Origin of the sequence: Chitinophaga sp. 180180018-3, assembly GCF_037893185.1 — a bacterium.
Classification (GTDB): domain Bacteria; phylum Bacteroidota; class Bacteroidia; order Chitinophagales; family Chitinophagaceae; genus Chitinophaga.
In genome coordinates, this window is record NZ_CP140772.1 from 4,596,957 (window position 1) to 4,620,120 (window position 23,164).

Genomic DNA, 23,164 nt, shown 5'->3' on the forward strand with positions numbered 1-23,164 from the left:
ATCCCTTTTATCTTGAGAAGATTATTCTTACTGCTGCTGAGCTGCTATTGTATGTTAGCCAATGCCCAGACGCCTCTTTCCGAAAGTACAACGGGCAGTGTCCTGAGTTATATTTACCGACTAACTGATAAGGAAGCGCTGGAAATATATCAACGCGCCATCCGGCAGGAACCATGGGGCAATGAAAAATATCTTCATACCCTCGCTGGTACTTACCCCCGTCGCGCCTCTTTCCCCGAAGGCATGGCACCCGGCAATTACGTGGTGGTGTATGCTCAATACGATAACCTCGAATACAGCTTTCATCCAGTGCAGAATGTGCAGCTGAAAATGCTGAACAACAATTATGATCTGGCATTGCTTGTTCATGAAAAAGATGGTACTCCTATTACCAACGCAGAAGTGAAGGCTGGTAAACGCAATGTGCACTGGGATCCCAATACCCACAGCTACCGGCTGCCACGCTTCCGGGGTAACGGTATTATCACGGTTACTTCAAAGGGCATCATGAATATTTTCAGCACTGAACCACCGCGATTTACCAGCATGTCCTGGTGGAAACGTTTTTTGAATAAATTTAAACGCAAACGTCAATACCGCGAAATACCCGACTACTACCGAAACACACCGTCGGAAGCTGAACATAAGGGCTTTATGGTTTTTAGCAAACCTAAATACAAGCCAAACGATACTGTTAGCCTGAAAGCCTTTATCTATGATAAAAAGAATCATCCCGTTAATACCCCGTTACTGCTTCGCCTCATTTCTTACAATGAAGATATAGACACCATCTTAACAACAATTGCTCCCTACCGGCCAGGTGGCTATGAATACCGGTTTGTACCAGGAGCAGGACTAAACATGAAACTGGACAAGGATTACCAGGTAACCCTGGAAACTCCTGACAGCAAACGCTTCACTTCTGACAACAATGATACGGATCTGTCGGACCGGGAATACCTTGCACAGCGCAAGGTATTCATAAGAGGGACTTTTACGTATGAAGAATATGAACTAAAATCCATTCACTTCTCCGCCCGTATCAATCATAAATCCCATACACGCGGTACCCCTCTTGCCCTCTACCTGAAAGCAACCGATGAAAACGATCTGCCAATCATGGATGGACGTGTATCCGTCAACGTTACCACAGGTAATGTCAGCCGTTATCATCAGTCAAAAGTGTTTATCCCCGAGAAACTATGGGAATACAATACTACGCTGGATCCGGTCGGAGAAACCAAAGTAACGATACCGGACAGCATTTTCCCCGCAGCTTCCATGCACTATCATATTAACGCCACCTTCCTGAACAGTAACAATGAAAGCCAATCGGAATCATTGAGCCAGTTCTATGATTATAATACGGATGAAATTCGTTTCGAAAAACAGACAGATAGTGTTGCCATCCGGTATCTGCGCTCCGATAGTACTATCAGCATGCCCGCAACACTTTACCTGCTGAATTCAGGCACAGATACCGTTACTACAGCCACCATCTACCTGCCTGCGATCGTACCGCTGCATCCATTTGCAAGCACTTATCTTGTTAAAGCCAATAACCTTACGAATACCTGGACACCGGGAAATCAACAGGGAGTATTACAGTGTAATGCCGCCCATACAAAAGATTCCATATTCATGCAAGTGGTAAATCCATCCGGGATCTGGTTCTGGTACAGCATCTTTGCCGGCAACAAACTGCTGGAACAGGGTTACAGCAATAAGTTATCGCAGGCTAAAGCAGCCATCACCAGCGGATTCTATGCCATCTCCATTCAATACATCTACAACGATAAACTGGTCAACGAGCATTTCATGGTGCCGTATGCTGACAAACAGTTGAAGGTATCCATCAACAATCCTGTTGCCGTATTCCCCGGTCAAACATCCCGTATAGGCATTACCGTAACAGATGCTGAAAACCGGCCCGTGGAAGACGCAGACGTTACTGCCTGGGCCATTACCGGCAAGTTCCCCGACTATACCCTGCCTGCGCCTCCCTACCTTAGTTCAAAGCACCGGGTACGAAAAGATTATGGCGTCCATCTGCTTAATATGAAATCGCCGCATGCTTCCACGGTTACAATGACCTGGGAAAGATGGAAAAATGAAATGCATCTGGACAGTATCACTTATTATCAGTTTGTGCACGCCGGCAACCTGTACTATAGCAGCGCGCCCGCACCGGATAGCATTACACAGATCAGTCCTTTTGTTACTAAAGACGGAACACTGCAATGTATTTCATTACTGAAGATAGATGAGCAGCCCGTTTATTTCGATGGCACCGACCTGAGAAAAGCTTACAGCTTTGCCGTAAAGCCCGGAAAGCATCGCCTGGAGCTTCGTATGGCCAATCAAAAGATCATCGTAGATAATGTTTTTGCTGCTAATGGTATGAAAACATGGATCAGTATACCGGCAGATAAGATCCTGCCTGGTATACGCACAGAAAAAATGCCGGAGAAGCTCACTGCTGCTGAAATAAACTACTGGTCGCAATACATGATGCTGTTTATCGTAAATAACGATAACGGACATACGTATATCAGTCAGGGAGAAAATGTCTATTGGTTCAATACCAGCAATTATTTTGATAATTTGGCGTACCGGTCGCTGGCAGGTCCGTTAAGGAATATGGAGGCAACCTATACTTCACTAAACAACTTTTCCCAGCATTTCACGCCGGAGCCTCATTACACTTTTACAATCGGGCCCGGACTGGTAAAGGAAAAAGAAGTGAATGAAATACCGGGGCTCATGCGGAAGCTGGTCAAAAACTGGATGCCCGGGCGTATTTATGATCAGCTTATCAGTGCGAAAAATATAGACAGCTCCTGGCGTAATTACGAAGATCTGTTGCAAATCAATGACCATCGTTATTCTGATGCAGCAAAAGACCGGGATGCTTACAAGCCCCGCCTCATTATTGAACCAGATACTTTAGCATCACTGTTACCAGTGCGGCAACTATTCCTTTATCGCTACAACGATCCGGGGTTTGTAAGTATTTACCCCGGTGCTACTTCCACACTGTATGGGCTTTCGCCTGGTTATTACCGGCTGCTGGTATTGCTGCAGCAAAAAAAATATTACGTAGCCGACAGCCTTCAAGTGACAGCCGGTGGCGCCACTTTCTATCGCCTTCATGCAAACAGAGTGTATAACAATGATACGATAGCACTATCGCTGCACAAAGCAATAACAGACCAACTATACCAGCGTGAGCGCCCAATGCCCTCTCAATTTTCCAATGAATTCACCATACCATTCAATAACCGGTACCTGGATAAGTCGACCCTCACACGGCGTATACAAGGTGTCGTAAGCAGTGCCACCGGCCCCATTGCCGGTGCAGTTGTGGTGCTCAACGGTACCAGCCTGAGGGTTGTTACTGATGCGAAAGGCGCCTTCAGCTTACAGGTAACAGAATCCGGCAGCATCAGGGTTTCATTTGTCGGATACCAGACACAGGTATTAGCATTGGGATCAGACGATAACTTCAACATCCGGTTGCTGCCCGCATCCAGCCAACTCAGTGATGTAGTGGTAACAGGTTATTCCACTGTGATGAGGAGGGAATTGACTGCCGCCGTTGGCGAGAAATTTACACGTGCGGGGCTTTCAGGAAGAGCGGCCGGAGTAGTCGTGCGAGGCGTTAATAGTGAGACTACCCCTCCCCTTTTAATTATAGATGGTATTCCGCAAACGGGAAATCTCAATGACCTGGATCCATCCCTGATAGCCAGCATCAACATACTAAAAACTGAAGCGGCAACAGCACTCTACGGCTCCCGGGCCTACGGCGGGGCTATTATCGTTACCCGCAAAAAGAATACAGCCAACACCGGAGAAGCAACACCTGGCGAGGCCTATTCCCTGCGTACCAATTTCAGGGATGATGCTTTCTGGCTACCACGGTTACGTACCAACGAAAATGGCGAAGTATCCTTCGATGTTACTTTCCCGGATGATATTACCAACTGGAAAATGCACACGATCGCGGCTACCGGCCAGGCGCAAACCGGCAATGCCTCCGTACAGATCAGGTCATACAAGCCACTCAGCGCCAGCCTCAGTCTGCCTCAGTTTGCGGTGGCCGGCGACAGTCTGAACGTTATAGGAAAAGTGCTGAACTATGGCAAAGACAGTGTATCTATTCATCGCAGCTTTTACCAGGGTACCAGATTGATAAATGAGCGAACAGTGGGCGTCAGGAACGCACATATTGATACTTTCCCTGTCACAATTCCATCAACCGACAGTGCTGTATTTAAATATACCATTGCGGGCAACGACCAATACAGCGACGGTGAATCCCGTGCCATTCCTGTGTTTCCACAGGGAGTAAAAGAAACCAGCGGATTTTTCACTGCGTTACATGGCGATACCAGTTTTACACTTCCTGCCGGTAAAGACACCCTGCATCTTTTTGCATGCACAGGCATGTTGCCGGTTCTGCTGGAGGAAGCAGCCTGGCTACAACGTTACGAGTACCAGTGTAATGAACAGATGGCTTCCAAACTAATCGGATTGCTACTGGAAAAACAAGCCCGGAAATATCTTGGCCAGCCTTTCTCTTCTTCCAAAACAATATCAGTATTGATACACAGGCTTCAGCAAAATAGAAGCAGCGACGGCGGCTGGGGTTGGTGGAATAAAAGCAACCCGGTATACTGGATAACCTATCACGTAACACAGGCATTGCTGATGGCGGAAAAAGAAGGGCTCACCACCGTGCCCGACAAACAGACGCTGATTAATTATTACGTCTTCCAACTTAACAGCGCCTCTCATAAAGACAAACTCAGCATACTGGAAACGCTTCAGCTACTGGATGCCAGATTGAATTATGCTTCCTGGCTGGATACCCTGCACATACCGTCGGGCGACGACTACAACACCTACCGGCTACTATTGCTTAAACAGCGTGTGGGGATCAACGTTAGTACCGCTGCATTACTGACTCAACAGCACACTACCGCGATGGGAAATCCTTACTGGGGTAAGGATAGCTACGATCTGTTCAACAATAGCGTACAGCTCACCCTGATGGCTTATCGCATACTTCGCGCCAAAGGTGGCCACGATGAATTGCTGCGCCGCATCCGCAGCTGGTTCATGGAAAACCGTCGCAGCGGCAACTGGCGCAACACCTACGAGTCGGCCTCGATACTCGCTACCATCCTGCCGGATGTATTGCAGACCAGCGAACAACAGCCACCAGTACTGAACATCAACGGGCAACGGATCAACACCTTCCCGTATTCCGCTTCCCTGCCGGCAGGGCGACCCCTGCAGCTAAGTAAACAGGGTGGCGCAGGTATTTATTTTACTACCTGGCAGCAACACTGGAATCCTGCACCGGAAAAAGCAAGCCATCAGTTCAGCGTCAGCAGCAGATTCCTACAGGATAACAATGAAGTAAGCCATCTCTCCGCAGGTAAACCGGTTACACTGGAAATAAAAGCAGAGGTAGCCGCCAGCGCGGAATATGTTATGATAGAAGTTCCCATACCCGCCGGTTGTTCTTACCACAACAAAGAGCAGGGCTGGGCTTCCGGCGAAGTACACCGGGAACATTTCAGAAATAAAGTCAGCATTTTCTGCGGCTATCTCAGCAAGGGTATTCATACTTTTTCGGTTCAACTGATGCCTCGCTACACCGGCTATTATCATCTGAATCCTGCCAAAGCAGAAATGATGTATTTCCCGGTATTCTATGGACGAACAGGCATCAAAAACATCTCCATCACCAAATAAAACACCCAAAACCGGTTTATTTACCGTATTTTATATACACATAAACCACTTCCACCATGAAAACTATACAGCAGTGGCTGGATGATTACGGCACCAGCCACCGTAACCCTACCAATAAACTGATCCATTGGATATGCGTGCCTGCTATATTCTTCAGTATCGTTGGCTTCCTCTACGCCATTCCACTGCCGCTACCGGGCATTCATGCCTATATCAGTGTGGCGCATGTGGCCCTGGTGCTCCTGATACTCTATTATGCACGACTATCGCCTTCCCTGGCGGGTGGTATGCTGCTGATCGGGATAATATGCCTTTGGCTGTGGAACCTGATAGCTGCCACGCCCATTGTGATATGGCAGCTGGCACTGGCCATCTTCGTACTGGCATGGATTGGCCAGTTTATCGGTCATAAGATAGAAGGGGCTAAACCATCGTTCTTTAAAGATCTTCAATTTCTGCTGATAGGTCCTGCCTGGTTGCTCAGCTTTATCTACCGCAGAGCAGGAATCAGGTTGTAGAAAAATATAAAGCCCCGATTAAGATCGGGGCTTATTTACCTAAACCTACAACTGTTACACTGTTATTGCAACAATATTTTTATGTGGAAACGATTAATCTGTTAGTGCATGGCGGACGCATCCAGCTTACCTGATTTCTTGGCTTTTACCATCAGTATAAACGGAATGCAGATCAGGAACATCAGCCCCAGGTACAGGAACACATCCATGTACGACATTACCGCTGCCTGTTTCGTGACACTGTAGTCGATTGCCCGGTACCCGCTTTTCAAGGCAGTAGCGGCATCCATTCCTTTCGCAGCAAAACTGTGCGCCATTCCATTTACACGATTCAATACATCCGGGTTGTTGGTATCCAGTTTAGATACGAGATCACTGCGGTGTACCATGTTCTGGCGCGCCATGAAGGTAGTGATCAGTGCCACACCGAAGGAACCGCCCAACTGACGCATCATACCGGTGAAGGCAGCACCCTGGCCTATCTGCTGTCCTTTCAGGGACGACAGTGCCAGTGTGGTGATCGGGATAAAGAGCAGCCCCATACCAACCCCACGCACAATCAACATCCAGAAGAAAGCATCAGAACCGGTATCCGATGGTGTCAGAATCATATATCCCCACAGGCTGAATACAAAGAACAACAACATACCCGCGGCCACCATGTATTGTTGAGGAATACCTTTCTCCAGCATCTTCCCGATCAATGGCATCATAAACGCTGTGGTCAGCGCTGCAGGCACCATCAGCATACCCGATTGGGTGGCTGTCCAGCCCAATGTACTCTGGGTATACAACGGGATGATGAAAGTAGAACCGTACAACCCAAATCCAAGGATAAATGATAATATCGTACCTACCCTCAGGTTCCCATTCTTCAATACTCTCAGCTCTACGATCGGGTTCTTATAAGTAAGCTCTCTCCATATAAAGAAGAACAATCCCATGGCACTGATCACACTCATCAGCGTGATGAGGGGATCATTGAACCAGTCGTCTTCCTGTCCGCGCTCCAGTACAAACTGTAGTGTACCTACGGTAACCGCCAGCAATATAATGCCGAGGAAGTCGACTTCGCTGAGGGCTTTCTTCTCTCCATACTTCGGGCTGCGTACAAACTGCAGGGTAAGCAGGGTAGCAATGATCCCGATGGGAATATTAACATAGAAGATATAAGGCCATGAGTAGTTATCGGTGATATATCCACCCAGTGGAGGTCCCAGCGTAGGGCCAATGATCACACCTAAACCATAGATGGCCTGTGCAATACCACGTTTTTCAGGCGGATAACTTTCTGTGATAATGGTTTGTGAAGTTACCAGCAGCGCTCCCCCGCCAAGACCCTGTATAAACCGGAACAGGATCAGCTCCCACATAGCGGTGGCGTTACCGCAAAGGAAAGAGGTGACGGTAAATATGACAATAGATACCGCAAAGTAATTACGCCGCCCAAACTGTTGAGATAACCAGCTGGTCATTGGTACTATGATTACGTTACCAATTGCGTAAGCTGTAATCACCCAGCTGATTTCGCTAACGGTAGCACCCATATTACCACGCATGTCATTCAACGCCACATTCACGATAGTGGTATCCACTATCTCCAGCAAGGCGCAGAATATAGCGGTGATCGTAATGATCACCCTGCGCGAGCCGTATTCTATCAATGATTCTTGTTGCATGCAGCATTTATATTTTAAGTGAAGGCAGGTTTACCCGGAGTTAATAATTAATGACGTACAAGACCTTTCCGTTGATGATGTGCCCTGTGTTGAATCGATTTTTTCCTGTCGTTAATTATTGCATGGTTCCATTAATTATTAACTCCCGGTAAACTGCCGTTCCTCTCTTATGATTAGTTCAGGTGCACGTCTACCAGTACGTTCATACCCGGACGAAGCTGTTTTACCAGTTCATCGTTAGGGTTGTCGAACTCGATTTTCACCGGTAAGCGTTGTACCACTTTTACGAAGTTACCAGAAGCGTTATCCGGAGGCAGCAGCGCAAATCTTGCACCAGTAGCCGGCGCGAAGGAGGTTACTTTTCCTTCCAGTCCTTTTCCGGGATAAGCATCCACATGTACAGTTACTTTCTGGCCAAGTTTCATTTTATCCAGCTGTGTTTCCTTGAAGTTGGCTACCACCCATGGAGCAGTGCTCATTACCACGCTGAAGAGTGATTGACCGGCAGTCACATATTGACCAGGTTGTACATAGATTTTAGACAATATGCCATCTTCCGGAGCAGTGATCACAGTATAAGACTGGTTCAGTTTTGCATCTGCCACATCTGTTTCGCGGGCTTTGATAGAAGCGTTCGCGATATTGATTTGTTTGGAAGTAGCTCCACTCTGGGAAGTTACCACATGCGTCTGACGGCTGGCAGCTGCTTTTTGCTTAGCCAATACGTCGAGCTGACGCTCAGCAGTTTGTTTGGCGGCCTGGGCCTGCTCAAATTCCTGCTGCGTGATAGAATGATCTTTGATCAGGTTATTATAGCGCTCAAAGTCCTGGCTGGCTCTCCAGAGGTTTACTTTAGCTGCTTCGATCTGTGCATCAATAGTACCGATCTGCGCCTGAGCAGTGCTGATGCCGGCTTCTGCGGCTGCGGTGGTAGCTTCTGCTGCACCGAGATTAGCCTGTGCTGTATACAGTCCGTTTTCAGCCTGCTGTACTTTCAGGGCCAGGTCTCTGTCGTCCAGCACTACAAGGGTATCCCCTTTCTTTACCTGCTGGTTGTCTTTTACCCTAACTTCTTTCACATAACCGGAAACACGGGGTATAACCGGGCTCACATTAGCATCGATCTGCGCGTTATCGGTTTCTTCGTGATGCTGACCATGAATGTATTTGGAGATACCAAATGCCCCACCACCCAGTACCAGCACAGCCAGTACAATGATGAACCCTTTGCTTCTTTTCTTAGGAGCGGTAGTTTCCTGCATATTTATGTTGTTAGTAGGTTTTGCTTGAGTTTGTGTTTGCGTTTCCACGGCTTTCTGATTTATTGGTTTGTTGGTATTATTTATTGGTGGACTCCAGTATACCAGCGGCCTGTAACAGTTTATTGTAAGCAACCAGTGCGTCAGCTTTTGCATACGCGTAGTTCAGGTGCGCCTGCAGCTTGGCAACATCAGCATCCAACAGATCTGTTGTAGTAGCCAGGTTATTGTCGTGCTTGTTCTTGGTGATCCGGTAATTTTCTTCTGCCTGTTCTATTGCTTTTATGTAAGTGTCCATTTTTTTGTGACTCAGCAGGTAGTTTTCGTACGACTGGTTCACATCCAGGTGGATACCGTCGACCAGCTTTTGTTCATTTGCCTGAACCTGCGCCAGTTGTGCTTTTGCACCACTTACTTTAGAACCTGTTTTCCAGAGGGAAGAGAGATTGTATTTCAGTCCTACACCTCCCATAACAGCATTGGTGATGGTAAGCACATTAGGAATGTAAGCCGCTACATAACCACCGGTAACTGCCAGAGACGGGAAATATTCACCTTTAGCACCTTTCACACCGGCTAAAGCTGCTTTTTCTCTAGCATTCAGGGATGCTGCATCTTTACGGTGCTGGTAAGCCAGCTGTTCAAACTCTGCTACTCCCCTGCTATCTACATTACTATCTGTTTTAAAGATGGTAGTATCTACCTGTATAGCAGTATTATCCGGTAAGCCCAGCATAATATCCATATTCAGGTTGGAGATCTTCAGGTTGTTTTCTGCATCCATGAGGGCCAGCTGGTAATTCGATTGCTGCAGCTCGGCCTTTAAGAGATCATTACGTGCCAGCAGACCATTCTTTTCTTTGTTGGAAAACTCCCTCACCCTTTCGTCGGATTGTTTGATATTCTCCTGTACAAGCTTCACGGCTTCCTTAGCCTTATACAAATTGCTGTAAGCGGCAATGGTGTTCTGGATCACATCTTCCTTATCTTTATCTACATCCAGACGGGCAGCCTGAGCCAGGTAGCGGGCAGATTCTTTGCCGCTCTGGATCATCATACCAGAAAAGATGGGAACGGAAACATTGGCCATTCCATAAGCTGCGGAGTTAACTTTAGGCATGGCAGGTTTTGAACCACCGCTGCCTCCACTGCCCATATTTAATTTCAGATCGATGTTGGGTTCTGTAAGACGGAGGTAAGATCCTGAAATGCTTACATCCGGTAACTGACGTTCGTTAGCTGTTTTCAGTGAGGCTGTGGCTTCATCTACTTTTGCCTGGCTCACTTTCAGTTGTTTGCTGTTTTGTATACTCAGCGATATGGCTTCATTTAACGAAAGCGGTTTTACACTTTCCTGTGCGGATGCTGACTGATAGAAAAAAGTCAGCAGTATTCCCGAGGCAAGCGCATATAATCGTGTGTATATGCTTCTAGAATTCATGTGTTAGGATTGCTTTGAACAATTTTTTTAAATGTGTACTTAACCTGAGTTTGACAGCTTCCCGGAATTGCTCCTCGTCCATATCTCTGTACTGGGCGCTGTCTCTGAGTCTATGTTGAGCAGGTATTACCTGATGGATAGTCCCGAATAAAGTAGTCATCAGCATTTCCACGTCCACGTCTTTATGAAAGATCCCCGTTTCCTGAGCGTTGGTAACGATAGGCAGCATCAGCCCAAGCATTTCCGCCTTCAGTGCCCAGATCAGGTCTCTCACCGGACTGGCCTGGCTATTCAGCTGTTCCCGGCTCATGATGCACTGGAAGTAACGTTCTCCCATCATTTTGTTAATGAACCGATCAATCAGCGTATTCATTTTATCCAGAGGTTCCAGCGTGTCGTTTTCCAACAACTCGCTGATAAACTTACGTGTCGCTTCCATTCTGTATTTGAAGATAGTTTCCAGCAGCTTGTCCTTTGATCCGAAATAATAAGAGATCATGGCAATATTCACATCCGCCTCCTGGGCTATATCTCTTACCGATGTGCCATGAAAGCCCTGATCGGCAAATAGCCGCTCCGCAACCTTTAAAATTGAGAGCTGTTTTTCACTATACTCTTCCATGTTCCTTTTTTAGATTTGACAGAGCAAAGTTAAACAAACGTTTAATTTAAACAATCGTTTATTTAATCGTTTGTTTAAATATTAATTTCAATAACTCATAATATATTTATAATAAACTATTTATGAAAATATTTTAAGCTGTTTTTAATTTTTCTTAATAATTGCTTAATAAATAACGGGTATATGTGCCTTTGGGGGACATGATATAGGGCCTTTTCATATGGCGTTTATTTATAATATAGTATTATTGTTTTGGGAGATGAGAAATGCATGAAGTATGCGTTTACCGGCAACCGGCGCGACACTGCCGATAAACTATTTGAGGCATCATTGTTTTGTTTGGGTAATAAGAAATATACCTTCTCTCACTATTCCCCGCAGTATATTTTTACCTTTGTTGTATGCACAATCAACTTATTTGTCTTATTACACAAAACGTAAAACTTTCTGATTTGGAAAGGGATTGGTGCCTGCTATATTTTGAACCTGTGATATATCCCAAAAATCAGGTACTTGAAGAAAAAGGGAGAATTCCAGGCTACCTGTATTTTGTCGTTTCGGGTTTTGTTCGTTTATTCCATTACAACGACAAGGGAGATGAGATAACAACTCACATTAATTGTCCACCTGGTTTCATTACCTCCTATTCTGATTTTGTCGATCAAACCAAATCCGAAGATACCCTGGAATGTATTACCGATTGTGAACTTCTACGCATTACGAAAGCCGACCTTGATCTTCTCATGCAGCAAAGTCCGGCATTCAGAGACTTTAGCATGTTAGTGTTCCGGCAATCTTTGTCCTATAATGAAAAACGTTCAAAAGAGCTGGCTACACTTAATGCAGAGCAGCGTTATCTAAAACTAATGGACGAGCATCCTGAATTACTCCATCATGTTCCGATACAGTATATCGCATCTTTTCTTGGAATGAATCCTAAAAGTTTAAGCCGCATCCGCAAACAAATCATTAGGTAACATTTGTGAAGCGTTTTTGAACAGGCAACACTGAACTTTGTCGTATCATTTAAAATCAATGAATATGACAAATAAAAATCTGGCATTGGTATCCGGCGCCAACGGACATCTGGGCAATAATCTTGTGAGATTACTAATAAAGAAAGGCATTCCTGTACGGGCTTCTGTTCGCAACATCAGGCATAAAGAATGTTTCAAAGATTTGAATTGCGAGGTAGTTGAGGCTGATATTACGGATAAGGCTTCCTTTAAAAGCGCGCTACAGGATGTTGATACATTTTATGCAGTGGGTGCTGCTTTTAAATTGTGGGCTAAAGATCCCAAAAGCGAAATCTATGATGTGAATATGCAGGGCACCCGGAATACAATAGAAGCAGCGGCGGCGGCAGGAGTAAGAAGAATTGTTTATGTGAGTTCCATTGCTGCATTAGACTATACCCATCTACCCACCAAAGAAAGCAACGGATATAATACTGACCGGAGGGATATGTATTACAACTCCAAAAATGACGGCGAAAAACTCGCTTTTCAACTGGCTAAAGAACTCGGTATAGAATTAGTGTCTGTTATGCCCGGTGCAATGATTGGAAGTGAAGCATCTCTTCCCCTGAATGTTTCCTATGGCGTTTTGAGGCTGATCCTGAACAAACAAATTCCCATAGATACCAAAATTACCCTGAACTGGATCGATGTAAAAGATGTAGCAGAAGGCTGTTATCTTGCCGCACAGAAAGGTCGATCCGGCGAACGATATATTCTTGCCAACGAAAAATGTATGACTATTACCGATACCACTAAACTGGCGCAAAAACTTTATCCGGAATTAAATCTCAAAGTACCCGGCGCTGTTCCTAAGTTCATGCTGTACGCAATCGCAGGCTTTATGCAATTCTCAGCCAAAATGAGAGGAAAACCACCTATACTAACTACGAAAGAAATTGCTATGTTTTCGGGATTGCAGCAGGATTTTGATATTTCCAAGTCAAAAAATGAATTGGGATTTAGTCCAAAGAACAACACACAGGCAGTGAAAGAAGCTTTGGCTTACCTGATGGAACATCGCGAACTCCTGTAAGTATTTCTCCCGGCGTAGCTAAAGCCTTTAAGTAGCACAGCATGTCAAAGCAAAGCAAAGCATAGCATAGCATAGATTTTTTATTTAATATTTAAGCCATATGCCTACAGTCATCAACAATGCACATTCCTGACGGATAGCGGATACGGGTATAAGGCGGAACGTGCGCATCATGAATAATTACTACTCACCTGCACACCGCTTGCCCTGTCCGTTTTTACTCAAAACCCGCTGCGCTTTCCCATCTTCCTATACGCCATCTCCCCTACTTTTCCCCAATTATGCTAAATCGATTTTCTATTATAAAAAAAGTAGTATCTTTCGAAGGTCAACCAAGGGAACATAAGAGAACGTAAGAGGGCATAAACCGGATCATCGCCGGAAAGGAAAAAGAAGTCAACCAAAGTAATTACGAAGAGCATGAGGCACAACATCAAGCTGTATATCCTGACAGCAGTTATATGTATCGTCGCGTTGGCGATCGTGCAGTTTTTCCTGTTATATAATACCTATCTGCTGCTCGACAGCCGCTTTAACTACATAGAAAAAGGACGTATCGGAGAAGCGTACAACCTGGCTATCGCGGATGATAAGCTGTTTCCAGGCGGGCAACCGCTGATCGACAGTATCATTATCCCACAATATGCGTATCTCGAACGTCTTCATAACAACAACAAAGACGCATTTGATACCGCTGCTCAACACCTGGTAAACCGTATCGTGAGCGTACTGCGGCAACACGAAAATGCAGACAGCATGCTGAAAGCCATCAAATATACCAATGGCATCCGTGATTCCCTGTTGTATGCACTATGCATTCATCGCCTGGATATCCGGTTCCGGGCTCCGCAATATGTTAATATCTACAACCGCTTCAGGAAATACCCGTTGCTGCCGCCCAACCGCCAACACGATATGGGCCTGTACATCTGCGGCAATCTGTCGCATCTCAGTGAGCACAATGCCGCATCTTCATTGGTGGCGGCCTCCCCCCTTCCTTATTCTTATTCCATTTCTTTTTCCTTTTATGCGGATCCCGTGAACCGGAAAGCACTGGTGCTACAACAAATGAAATATACCATCCTTCCGGGTATACTGACTTTGCTCGCAGTAATATCTCTCTTCGGCATCACCCTGCATAAATGGATACGGCAAAAACATCTCTCCGATATGAAATCGGATTTCATCAATAATATTACACACGAGTTCAACACCCCCATCACGGCTATCCTTGTGGCGAACAGGAATATACAGAATGAGAAGACGCTCGAAAACAAGCAAAGCATACAGGCGCTTTCCACGGTGATTCACCGGCAGGCCGAACGACTCAAACTACTGATGGAAAAAGTAGTGGACGTTGCTGCCACCGAACAGTTGACACTTAAACCCGCCGCCACAGATCTTGATGGATTAATTGGCAGCATCGTTACGGTGTATAGCCTGAACTACCCCGATACCATCTTCCGTTTCCAACACAACAACGAAACCCTGCTGATTGTGACCGATAGCTTTCATTTCACCACCCTGCTCCAGAACATACTGGACAACGGTATGAAATACAACGATCAGCCTCATAAAGAGATCTCTATCACGCTCCTTTCGCATAACGGCGAACTGGACCTGGTAATAAAAGATAATGGTATAGGCATGAATGCCCATACCCGGCAACACATCTTCGAAAAATTCTACCGCCATCAACCCCGCTTGTCCAGGCCTACCAAGGGCCTCGGGTTGGGATTATATTATGTGAAACAGTGTGTGGAAGCCCATGGCTGGAGCATCCGGGTTTTCAGTGAACCCGGCGAAGGCAGCTCATTTGTCATTACCATACCTTATAAAATACAATACCATGAAACATCACATTCTGCTGGTAGAGGATGAAACAGACCTGGGTAATGTTGTGAAACAATACCTGGAGCTGATGGATTTTACCGTCGACTGGCAACAGAGCGGGAAATCCGTATTGGAAGCTTTTACCACTTCCCCGCCATCATGGGATATCGTACTGCTGGATGTTAACCTCCCCGGCGCAGATGGTTTTGAACTGGCCAGGGAATTGGTTAAACTGCAACCAGATCTGCCCTTTGTATTCCTGACAGCACGGGGCGAAAAGAAAGACCGTCTCTATGGCCTGAAGATCGGGGCCGACGACTACATCACGAAACCCTTTGATGTAGATGAACTGGTGCTCCGTATCCGGAACATTCTCAAACGCAGGCCAGCTCCCGACGCACCTGCTCCCGGATCCAATGCCATAGACCTCGGGGGTATGCGTTTCCATAAAGATTCATTAAAGCTGGTATCTCCCAACGGAAAAGAAACCCTGCTCACCCCTCTTGAAAGCGAGTTACTACTTCATTTCTATCACAACAGCAACAAGGTGATACGCCGGGAAGACATACTCCACCAGGTATGGGGCGCCAATGATTATTTTGTGGGGAGAAGCCTCGACGTGTTTGTATCGCGCTTCCGGAAGTACTTCAGGGGTAACGAGAATATTGCTATCAGGAATATCTATGGGATAGGGTTTATGTTTAGTCTGACCTGAAATAAAAAAGGGCGGGCGCTTCATCGCTCAGGGGCCCGCCCCTGCACATCTCGAAGAAATCTGCAAGATGTTTTGCCTGTTTATCAACCGTTTCTTTCAAATCTGGTCATGGAAAACATAGTCGAAGTGCAGCTGTTTGAATTGATATTTCTCATAGCGATACATACTTAACAGAACGAGACGGAAAAAGTTCACGGACCTTACAGATTTGTTTACGACGATATTTGTACCTTGGCATCAGATCAGTATATTACCCATATGCAGGCCGTTGAACTGATAGACCAGCAATACTTTTCCAGCCAGTATCACTATATGGCTCCCGCCCCCGACCTGGCGGAGCATGTGGTTTGTTACTGGATGCTGGATCTTCGTAACCCTGGCCTGCAACAGGCGGAGTTCAGGGAGATCCTGCTGGCTAATATGTGCTCCTCCCTGATACTGAACTTCGGCGCTCCCTTTGAAATGTATGATACGCTCGAAGGCCACCTCCATACCAGCGTAAAAAGTGAACTGATCGGTTACCGGCCCACCCCTGTTGCCTATCGCCATCTTTTTAACAACCACCTCGTGGGCATTAAGTTCAGACCCGCGTCCCTCAATTACCTGTTCCATGTAAAGGGGGAAGATATCAGCGGAAAGGCCCTGGCTGCAACAGATGTACTGCAGCATATCAACAGCCTGGAATCGGCTGTATATGAAGCCGTTAACCCGGAAGCCGTCAAAGCGCTGCTGGACGGGTTCCTGCGGCAACAAAGCCCTCTCCCCGAAACCAGCCGGCAATTCGGGTATGTACTGCAATCGCTCAACAGCCCGTTGCTACAGCAATCCGGCTTTCAGCTGAAGAAACTCGCCGCATTGTTGTTTGTTTCTCCCCGTACATTGGAACGCTATTTTTCGACCTCACTGGATATCAGTCCGAAACAATGTCTTAGTATACTCCGCTTCCGCCAGGCCGTGGAACAATACCTGCAATGGGGATACAAAGCAGACTGGGAAACCCTGGGGTATCACGACTTCCCCCATTTCCGCAAAGACTTCCGCCGGCAGTCCGGTAAACTGTCGCATTTTTACACCAACCCGTTTTCTGCTCAGGCCTAAGTTTGTTGCATAAAACACTTTCGCTATGTACTCAGATCAGCGTCAACGACTGATAGCTCAGCTTCCGGCGGATGCAACAGCTATACTCACCGCCAACGATGTAATGCCCACCAACGCCGATGGGACCATGCGTTATAGCCCTAACGTTAACCTGTATTATCTTACCGGTATCAAAGAAGACGATGCCATGCTGGTACTTTCCCCCGGGCATCCTGACAAATCCCTGCGGGAAATCCTGTTCATCCGGCGCACCGACCAGCTGTACGTGAAATGGCTGGGACACCGTATCAGCCGGGAAGATGCCGCAGCGTTATCCGGCATCAGCACCGTTTACTATACAGATGAATTCTGGCAGACCATGAAGCGGGTCATCCCACTCAGCCGCATCATCATGCTGTATAGTAACGAGCATGCCCGTTCCGAAAACGAAACCCAGACCCGGGAAGACCGCCTCCTGCTGGATTGCCAGCGCCTTTATCCGCTGCACGAATACGGCCGCCTTTACCCATTGCTCGCGAGGCAGCGAACCGTTAAAACGCCGGCAGAGGTTGAACTGATGCGAAAAGCTTCCAGGATCTCGGAAGCAGGCTTCCGCAGCGTACTGGGTTTCCTGAAACCCGGCAAAACCGGTCACCAGGTTGCCGCCGAGATGATACATGAATACATGCAGCATAACGCCACCTGGGCCGATTACGAGCCCATAGTTGCTTCCGGCGCCGATACCTGCATCCTGTATTACCGCGCCAATGAAAAAGCGTGTAAAGATGGCGACCTGGTACTGATAGATGCCGCCGCCAGCTGGGAATACTACAACGCAGATCTTACCCGTACCATTCCTGCCAATGGCCGCTTCTCGCTCCGTCAGAAAGCCTTCTATGAAGCCGTATTACGGGTACATAAACAACTGCGCCAACATGTAAAAGCAGGCATTAAGATCACAGACCTCTGGCAGGCATCCAACGAAATGATACTGGAAGAGCTTATCAAACTTGGCCTCTGCACCCCCCGGGATATCAAAGACAAAGGCGCCGCTTACTTCCTGAGCAAATACAGTTACCACAACGTCTCCCATTTCCTGGGGCTCGATGTACACGACATCGGCTACTATCACGAGCCCATGCCTGCCGGTACCATCATCACTAATGAACCTGGCATCTATTGCGCTGAAGAAGGTATTGGGGTAAGAATAGAAAACAACCTGCTCGTCACAGAGAACGGTTATGAAGATTTGATGGAAAACATCCCGAGAGAGGTAGAGGAGATAGAGGAACTGATGAATTAAGAATAAGGAATGAAGAATTAAGAATGAGGGCGGAGATAGTAAACGCGAAGATTAACTTCGCTACTATCTCCGCCCTCATTCTTAATTCTTCATTCCTTATTCCTAATTGCGCTCCAACAGCTACTTCAAAGAATTAATCCAGGTAGCTATCTTCACTGCATCTGCCTGTGGTACCTGCGGGAAAGGAGGCATCGGCGTTGCATAGCCCGGCCAGTTTTCAGGCTTCGGGTTTTTGATGAGGGCGAGTATTTTCGCTACGGAATAATTTCTCTTTGCTACGTCGCGGAAGCCTGGCCCTACCTGCTTTTTATCAGGGTTGTGGCAGGAAGAACAGGTGTATTTGTTCAACAGCGGCTTGATCTGCTCATAGGTGAGCGCTTTTGATGAAGCAACGGATTTAACGCCACCAGTACCGGTTTTAGCTTCTGCTGCTTTGGCAGCAGGTGCGGATTTAGCGGTGTTTTTGGTGCTCAGCGCTGAAGCAGGAAGCTTAGCTCCGTCCGGAATGTTATTCAGTGTGTAGTATACATCCGGGTGTACCAGCGAATAGGCGTTCTCCGTTGTACGGATACCGTTCAGCGACAACTTGTGAATGTAGTACTGACGCAGGCCATCGATCACGAGACGCACTTTCATACCATCAGGCGATACCTGTACGCCTTTGATATTGAGTTTTTCGGTATTTACAGTAGGACTGCCATACACCGGATGGTATTTGTAAATAAAGCTTTCTACGTTATAGGAAGCGATATCTTCCGCGTACTTTTTATCTACCGGTAAAGTAAAGGTGATCTCAAAACCATCGGGCATAGCGCTGACAGTTCTCATTTCAAAAGGCACACGGTTATTCCATACCAAGCGCTGGAGGCCCTGATTGGCGTCGCCGGCAGAACCCCAGCCGCGGTTGGTTTCACCTACGAAGAGGGAACCATCTTTACCCCAGGCGAGGCGCAGTACGCCCGACTGGAAACCGCTTCTGAAATCCCAGGCAGCACCCTGGTATTCGCCATTTACTTTCTCCAGGAAAACACGCATAATCTTACTCTGGCCCTGATCGCCGATCAGCACCTGATTGGCAAATGGTCCGAATGTACCTTCAGGGATGGTTACCAGCTGAGAGTTGGAAATACCCAACACTCCATGCGGCAGCCATACTGCAGGCAACTGCACTTCCGGGAAGTATTTCTTCATATCGAACAGCGTTACGAATTTTTCGTTCTCCACGTTTTCCGGTTTGATAGCACGACCGTTGGCATCGCGGCGGTAGCGCGGATCTACTTTGCTGTACAGCGCTTCAGTAGTCAGTTTCACCGGTGAATTAGGCATGTTGGTCCAACGAAGACCAGCAGGATGCCCAACGAAACTGCCTTTCTTAACATGGGTAAGTCCGCCGGAACCGATCCAATCGCCCTGGTTTTCGGTGTAGAACAATTCCCCGTCAATTACCCCCAGGCCGCAGGGCGAACGGAAACCTGTTGCCCAGGGTTCCATTTTTCCATCTTCTGTAATATGCATCATCCATCCTCTCCAGGGCACGCGGCTTTCGCCACGCCACCACTCTTCATCTCCGAATGCCACGTTGCCGGATACAAAGAAGGATCCATCGGGACCCATTACCGGACCGAAACTATATTCGTGATAGTGACCGGATAACGGCCATGCATATACGGTTTCGAACTTATCGATCTTACCGTCCATGTTGGTATCGGTCATTTTAGTCAGCTCACCGCGTTGTGCGCAGTAAAGGGAGCCGTTCTTATAGGCCAGGCCGAGTACTTCGTGCAGGCCGGAAGCTACTTTTCTGAAGTAAGGCTGGCGGCTGGTGGGGTTCTCCACGATGAAGATATCTCCGCGGCGGGTAGCCACGCCAAGGTCGCCGTTAGGCAGTGTACACAATCCGCCTACTTCCAGCAGTGTACCTTCAGGAGCACTGATCCGTGCGATGCGGAAAAAATCTTCTTCCTTAGGCGATTCCTGTGCTTTAACGGAAGTAATGGCTGTAGTCATCAGGAACATGCCGGCGGCTATTCCTGCAGTAATTCTTTTATATTTCAGTTTCATAATAGTCATTAGTATTGCTGCTTAGAAGATAACCGCATAACCTGTTTTTTCCTGAACCGGTATAACCAGTTCAGCGCGTCCGTTCTGATTACGGATAAAGGCGCCTGCCCTGGCTTCGTCCATCTTCACGTAATAAGATTTATCGCCAATCACAAATAATCCGGGCGACAATTGTTCTATACTATCGCCAGTGGCTATACGCAGATACAGATCGGCACCGGGCTGTTGTACAGACAGTGTACGATGTATGCCCTGGTTTTCAGGCAGTATGCTGATATCGTCGGTAACAGCTGAACCATATATTTGATAATGGAAGACAGGTTTGCCGGCTGCATCCAGGTCGTAGCCACCCGGACGGTAACCTGTGCCGGTAGTGTCTGTGCTCCAGGCAGCGTCTTTCCCTGCGAGTTTAGCAATGGACATTGCCTGCTGGGCAGACAGTACCTGTACGGTACCCAACGGACGGGAAGAGCCGTCGCCGCGGTCGTGCCACATAGGCGTAGTATTCAGGAACTCTCCTCTCCAAACCTGGAATGGCAGGCCATTGTCGAGGTCGTAGGTATAATTCACTTTAGCGGGGCTGCCTACGGAAACCGCATGTACCACCCTTTTACCGCCACGCACATCCATGAAACTGCGCAACACGGTATTTTCATTATTGGTAACGAGGATCGGATCGGTGGCATCGTCTGCAGGCACGTTGGTATCGCTGATAACGAATTCGCGCACACCGGCTTCACTCACCGCGAGTGTAACGGAGGGTTTCGCCCAGTCCGTGTTTTTGCCATAGAGCAGTTCCAGCGGATAGCTGCCGGGTTGGAGGTCGACGCTGCCTTTGCCATCCCAGCCACGGGGCGTGATCACTGGCTGGTTGTTGATCTTCAGCATGCCGGGGCCACCGGAAGTATGCAGATTGAAGTTGTATCTTCCGGCAGCTTTTACGTCGAGGGTAGCCTGGTATCTTACCAGGAACTCGTTCGACGGCAGGCCGGTGAGGTTGGAGGTAATCTGTGCAGCAGTACCGCTGGCAGCCGGTTTCAGGGTATTGAAATCCGGTTCTTTATCGAAGCGGCCTTTATATATATTATACTTCACTTCTCCGAGTACAGGCCGGGGAGCGCTGAAGTTATTCACCACTATGTCTCTGAAAGCCACTGTTCCGTGATCGCCCTGGATACGGAGTGGCCCCTGGGGAACTTCATTATTCTCCATGCCGCCGCGGGTAGGACCGGAAAGCACCACGTTTTCATGAATAGTTACACCGTTCAGTTCCAGCCGGAGGATTACCGCATCGGCGATCTTGTGGCCGGCAGCATCAAAGCGGGGAGCCTGGAAGGAGATCTTCATGTGTTGCCACAGACCGGGAGCCTTGCTTACATTCTGGCGGGGAGCATGGCCATCGTAGCCCTGTTGACCCGCAGGCTTGCTGTTATCCCATCTTTCATAGATACCACCGTTATCGGAAGCCCGGGCAGCGGTAGTTCCCCAGCTGTCGAGCAGCTGTACCTCATATCTTCCCTGCAGGTACACGCCTGAGTTAGATCCTTTAGACATCATGTAATCAAACTCCAGATCAAGGTCGCCATGCTGGAATGCGCTGAAAAGATCCTTACCATGCGTATTCTTCTCCGGCAGATTTACCAGGATACCGGTACCATTGGTAGTTTCCAATACATTATTCTGCGCCAGGTCGGCCTTAACGCCGCCGGCTATACGCCAATTGGCGCCTGGCTGCTGAAAAGCCGATAAATCATTTAATGGCAGCTTATTCTGGGCCATCAGGTACTGACAGCTGCCGATGCTTAAAAGCAAAACCAAAGTTCTCCTGTCGTAGGCACGTAACTGTGTCAACTTTGGACGGAACTTACTCCATCTGAGCATAGATCTGGATTTTTATAGATGTTAGATGTTTACATGATTGCTAAATGCATTTAGCTACATGATCACTACGTTGCGGTTCTAACTATAGGTAACTCCAATTGTTAACGGAAATTAAAGTTTCAACTATGCCAAACGTGGAGCAGCGCTAAATTTGAATCGTGGCAACAAAATAGATATTTATTGTAAGAAAGCAAGGATATAGGTGGGGAAAATTACATAAACGGCAAAAAAGAATTAAGAATGAGGAATGAAGAATGAAAGCGGAGATAGCAAACGCAAATTTGATCTCCGCGTTTACTATCTCCGCTTTCATTCTTCATTCTTAATTCTTTCTTTACAGCTTCAGCCCAAAAGACGCCAACCGTTCCACAGTACTGTCATAATCCTTATGGCAATGACCATTTATACCGAGGCCGTTGGCTACTTCTACGAACATGGAGCGGTCTTCGAGGTATACTACTTCTGCAGGCCTTACCTGGGCAATGTCCAGTGCAATGCGGTAGATATCAGCATCCGGTTTACGCATATGCACGAAACAGGAGGAGATGTAAAAATCAACAAAATGGCTGATGCGAAAATGATGGATCCGGTGTTCATTCAGTTCCCGGCCTTCGTTGTTGACGATTGCTATTTTGAGTTTGTATTTTTCCTTCAGTTGAGTTACCAGTTCCAGCATTTTGGGGTACGGCGCCGATTGCGCGTACATAAAATCCCTGAATTGTTTCCGGGAAAAACTACGCTCTTCATAGAACACCACCCTGTTCAGGTATTCGTCGAGTGTCAGCTTACCTTCTTCATAAGTATCGAAGGTGAGGTGATGCCGTTCTTCTGTTTCTACTGCATCCAGTTTAAATGTTTCATATGCCTGTTTACGGGCCGCTCTGTCCCAGCCATTGGTCAATAACACGCCACCTATATCAAGGAACAGCGTGGTGATGTTTGCCTGTTTTTCCATAT

General features: G+C 47.3%; 15 protein-coding genes. 8 read left to right on the forward strand and 7 right to left on the reverse strand.

The window, feature by feature from the left end:
* The first annotated feature begins 12 nt into the window (after positions 1 to 12).
* Both UNH61_RS17925 and UNH61_RS17930 read left to right on the forward strand, forming a co-directional pair.
* Positions 13 to 5,766 (forward strand): alpha-2-macroglobulin family protein, encoded by a 5,754-nt coding sequence (locus UNH61_RS17925; RefSeq protein ID WP_326993353.1) that lies wholly within the window; start codon positions 13 to 15, stop codon positions 5,764 to 5,766.
* A 56-nt stretch (positions 5,767 to 5,822) separates the two neighbouring features.
* Positions 5,823 to 6,284: an Mpo1-like protein gene (locus UNH61_RS17930; RefSeq protein ID WP_326993354.1), complete on the forward strand. Its 462-nt coding sequence runs from the start codon at positions 5,823 to 5,825 to the stop codon at positions 6,282 to 6,284.
* A 101-nt stretch (positions 6,285 to 6,385) separates the two neighbouring features.
* On the opposite strand, the gene UNH61_RS17935 is transcribed toward UNH61_RS17930, so the two are convergent.
* From UNH61_RS17935 to UNH61_RS17950, 4 genes are all read right to left on the reverse strand, one after another.
* A complete protein-coding gene (locus UNH61_RS17935; protein ID WP_326993355.1) occupies positions 6,386 to 7,963 on the reverse strand; it encodes a DHA2 family efflux MFS transporter permease subunit in 1,578 nt (525 codons plus the stop codon).
* A 173-nt stretch (positions 7,964 to 8,136) separates the two neighbouring features.
* On the reverse strand, positions 8,137 to 9,225 hold the full coding sequence (locus tag UNH61_RS17940) for an HlyD family secretion protein (protein ID WP_326993356.1): 1,089 nt from the start codon (positions 9,223 to 9,225) through the stop codon (positions 8,137 to 8,139).
* 76 nt (positions 9,226 to 9,301) lie between these two features.
* Positions 9,302 to 10,663 (reverse strand): TolC family protein, encoded by a 1,362-nt coding sequence (locus UNH61_RS17945; RefSeq protein WP_326993357.1) that lies wholly within the window; start codon positions 10,661 to 10,663, stop codon positions 9,302 to 9,304.
* A complete protein-coding gene (locus UNH61_RS17950; RefSeq protein ID WP_326993358.1) occupies positions 10,653 to 11,285 on the reverse strand; it encodes a TetR family transcriptional regulator in 633 nt (210 codons plus the stop codon). The genes UNH61_RS17945 and UNH61_RS17950 overlap by 11 nt, the downstream gene beginning before the upstream one ends.
* Before the next feature lie 401 nt (positions 11,286 to 11,686).
* Here UNH61_RS17950 and UNH61_RS17955 point away from each other — a divergent pair, with 401 nt between their 5' ends.
* From UNH61_RS17955 to UNH61_RS17980, 6 genes are all read left to right on the forward strand, one after another.
* Positions 11,687 to 12,262 (forward strand): Crp/Fnr family transcriptional regulator, encoded by a 576-nt coding sequence (locus UNH61_RS17955; RefSeq protein WP_326993359.1) that lies wholly within the window; start codon positions 11,687 to 11,689, stop codon positions 12,260 to 12,262.
* 64 nt (positions 12,263 to 12,326) lie between these two features.
* On the forward strand, positions 12,327 to 13,337 hold the full coding sequence (locus UNH61_RS17960) for an NAD-dependent epimerase/dehydratase family protein (protein WP_326993360.1): 1,011 nt from the start codon (positions 12,327 to 12,329) through the stop codon (positions 13,335 to 13,337).
* A 420-nt stretch (positions 13,338 to 13,757) separates the two neighbouring features.
* Positions 13,758 to 15,218 (forward strand): HAMP domain-containing sensor histidine kinase, encoded by a 1,461-nt coding sequence (locus UNH61_RS17965; protein ID WP_326993361.1) that lies wholly within the window; start codon positions 13,758 to 13,760, stop codon positions 15,216 to 15,218.
* Complete coding sequence (locus tag UNH61_RS17970; RefSeq protein ID WP_326993362.1) at positions 15,187 to 15,885, forward strand: response regulator transcription factor; 699 nt, start codon at positions 15,187 to 15,189, stop codon at positions 15,883 to 15,885. The genes UNH61_RS17965 and UNH61_RS17970 overlap by 32 nt, the downstream gene beginning before the upstream one ends.
* A gap of 258 nt (positions 15,886 to 16,143) precedes the next feature.
* On the forward strand, positions 16,144 to 16,983 hold the full coding sequence (locus UNH61_RS17975; RefSeq protein WP_326993363.1) for a helix-turn-helix domain-containing protein: 840 nt from the start codon (positions 16,144 to 16,146) through the stop codon (positions 16,981 to 16,983).
* Between the two features lie 25 nt (positions 16,984 to 17,008).
* Positions 17,009 to 18,265, forward strand: a complete 1,257-nt coding sequence (locus UNH61_RS17980; RefSeq protein ID WP_326993364.1) for a Xaa-Pro aminopeptidase — start codon at positions 17,009 to 17,011, stop codon at positions 18,263 to 18,265.
* Between the two features lie 120 nt (positions 18,266 to 18,385).
* Here the strand turns inward: UNH61_RS17980 and UNH61_RS17985 are convergent, their stop codons facing one another.
* The 3 genes from UNH61_RS17985 to UNH61_RS17995 all read right to left on the reverse strand — a co-directional run bounded on the left by UNH61_RS17985 (position 18,386) and on the right by UNH61_RS17995 (position 23,162).
* On the reverse strand, positions 18,386 to 20,326 hold the full coding sequence (locus tag UNH61_RS17985; RefSeq protein WP_326993365.1) for a hypothetical protein: 1,941 nt from the start codon (positions 20,324 to 20,326) through the stop codon (positions 18,386 to 18,388).
* Positions 20,327 to 20,347: 21 nt separating this feature from the next.
* The gene (locus tag UNH61_RS17990; protein WP_326993366.1) at positions 20,348 to 22,207 is read right to left on the reverse strand and encodes a DUF1080 domain-containing protein; all 1,860 of its coding nucleotides are present in this window, start codon (positions 22,205 to 22,207) and stop codon (positions 20,348 to 20,350) included.
* 334 nt (positions 22,208 to 22,541) lie between these two features.
* The gene (locus UNH61_RS17995; protein ID WP_326993367.1) at positions 22,542 to 23,162 is read right to left on the reverse strand and encodes an HAD family phosphatase; all 621 of its coding nucleotides are present in this window, start codon (positions 23,160 to 23,162) and stop codon (positions 22,542 to 22,544) included.
* Positions 23,163 to 23,164: the final 2 nt, after the last annotated feature.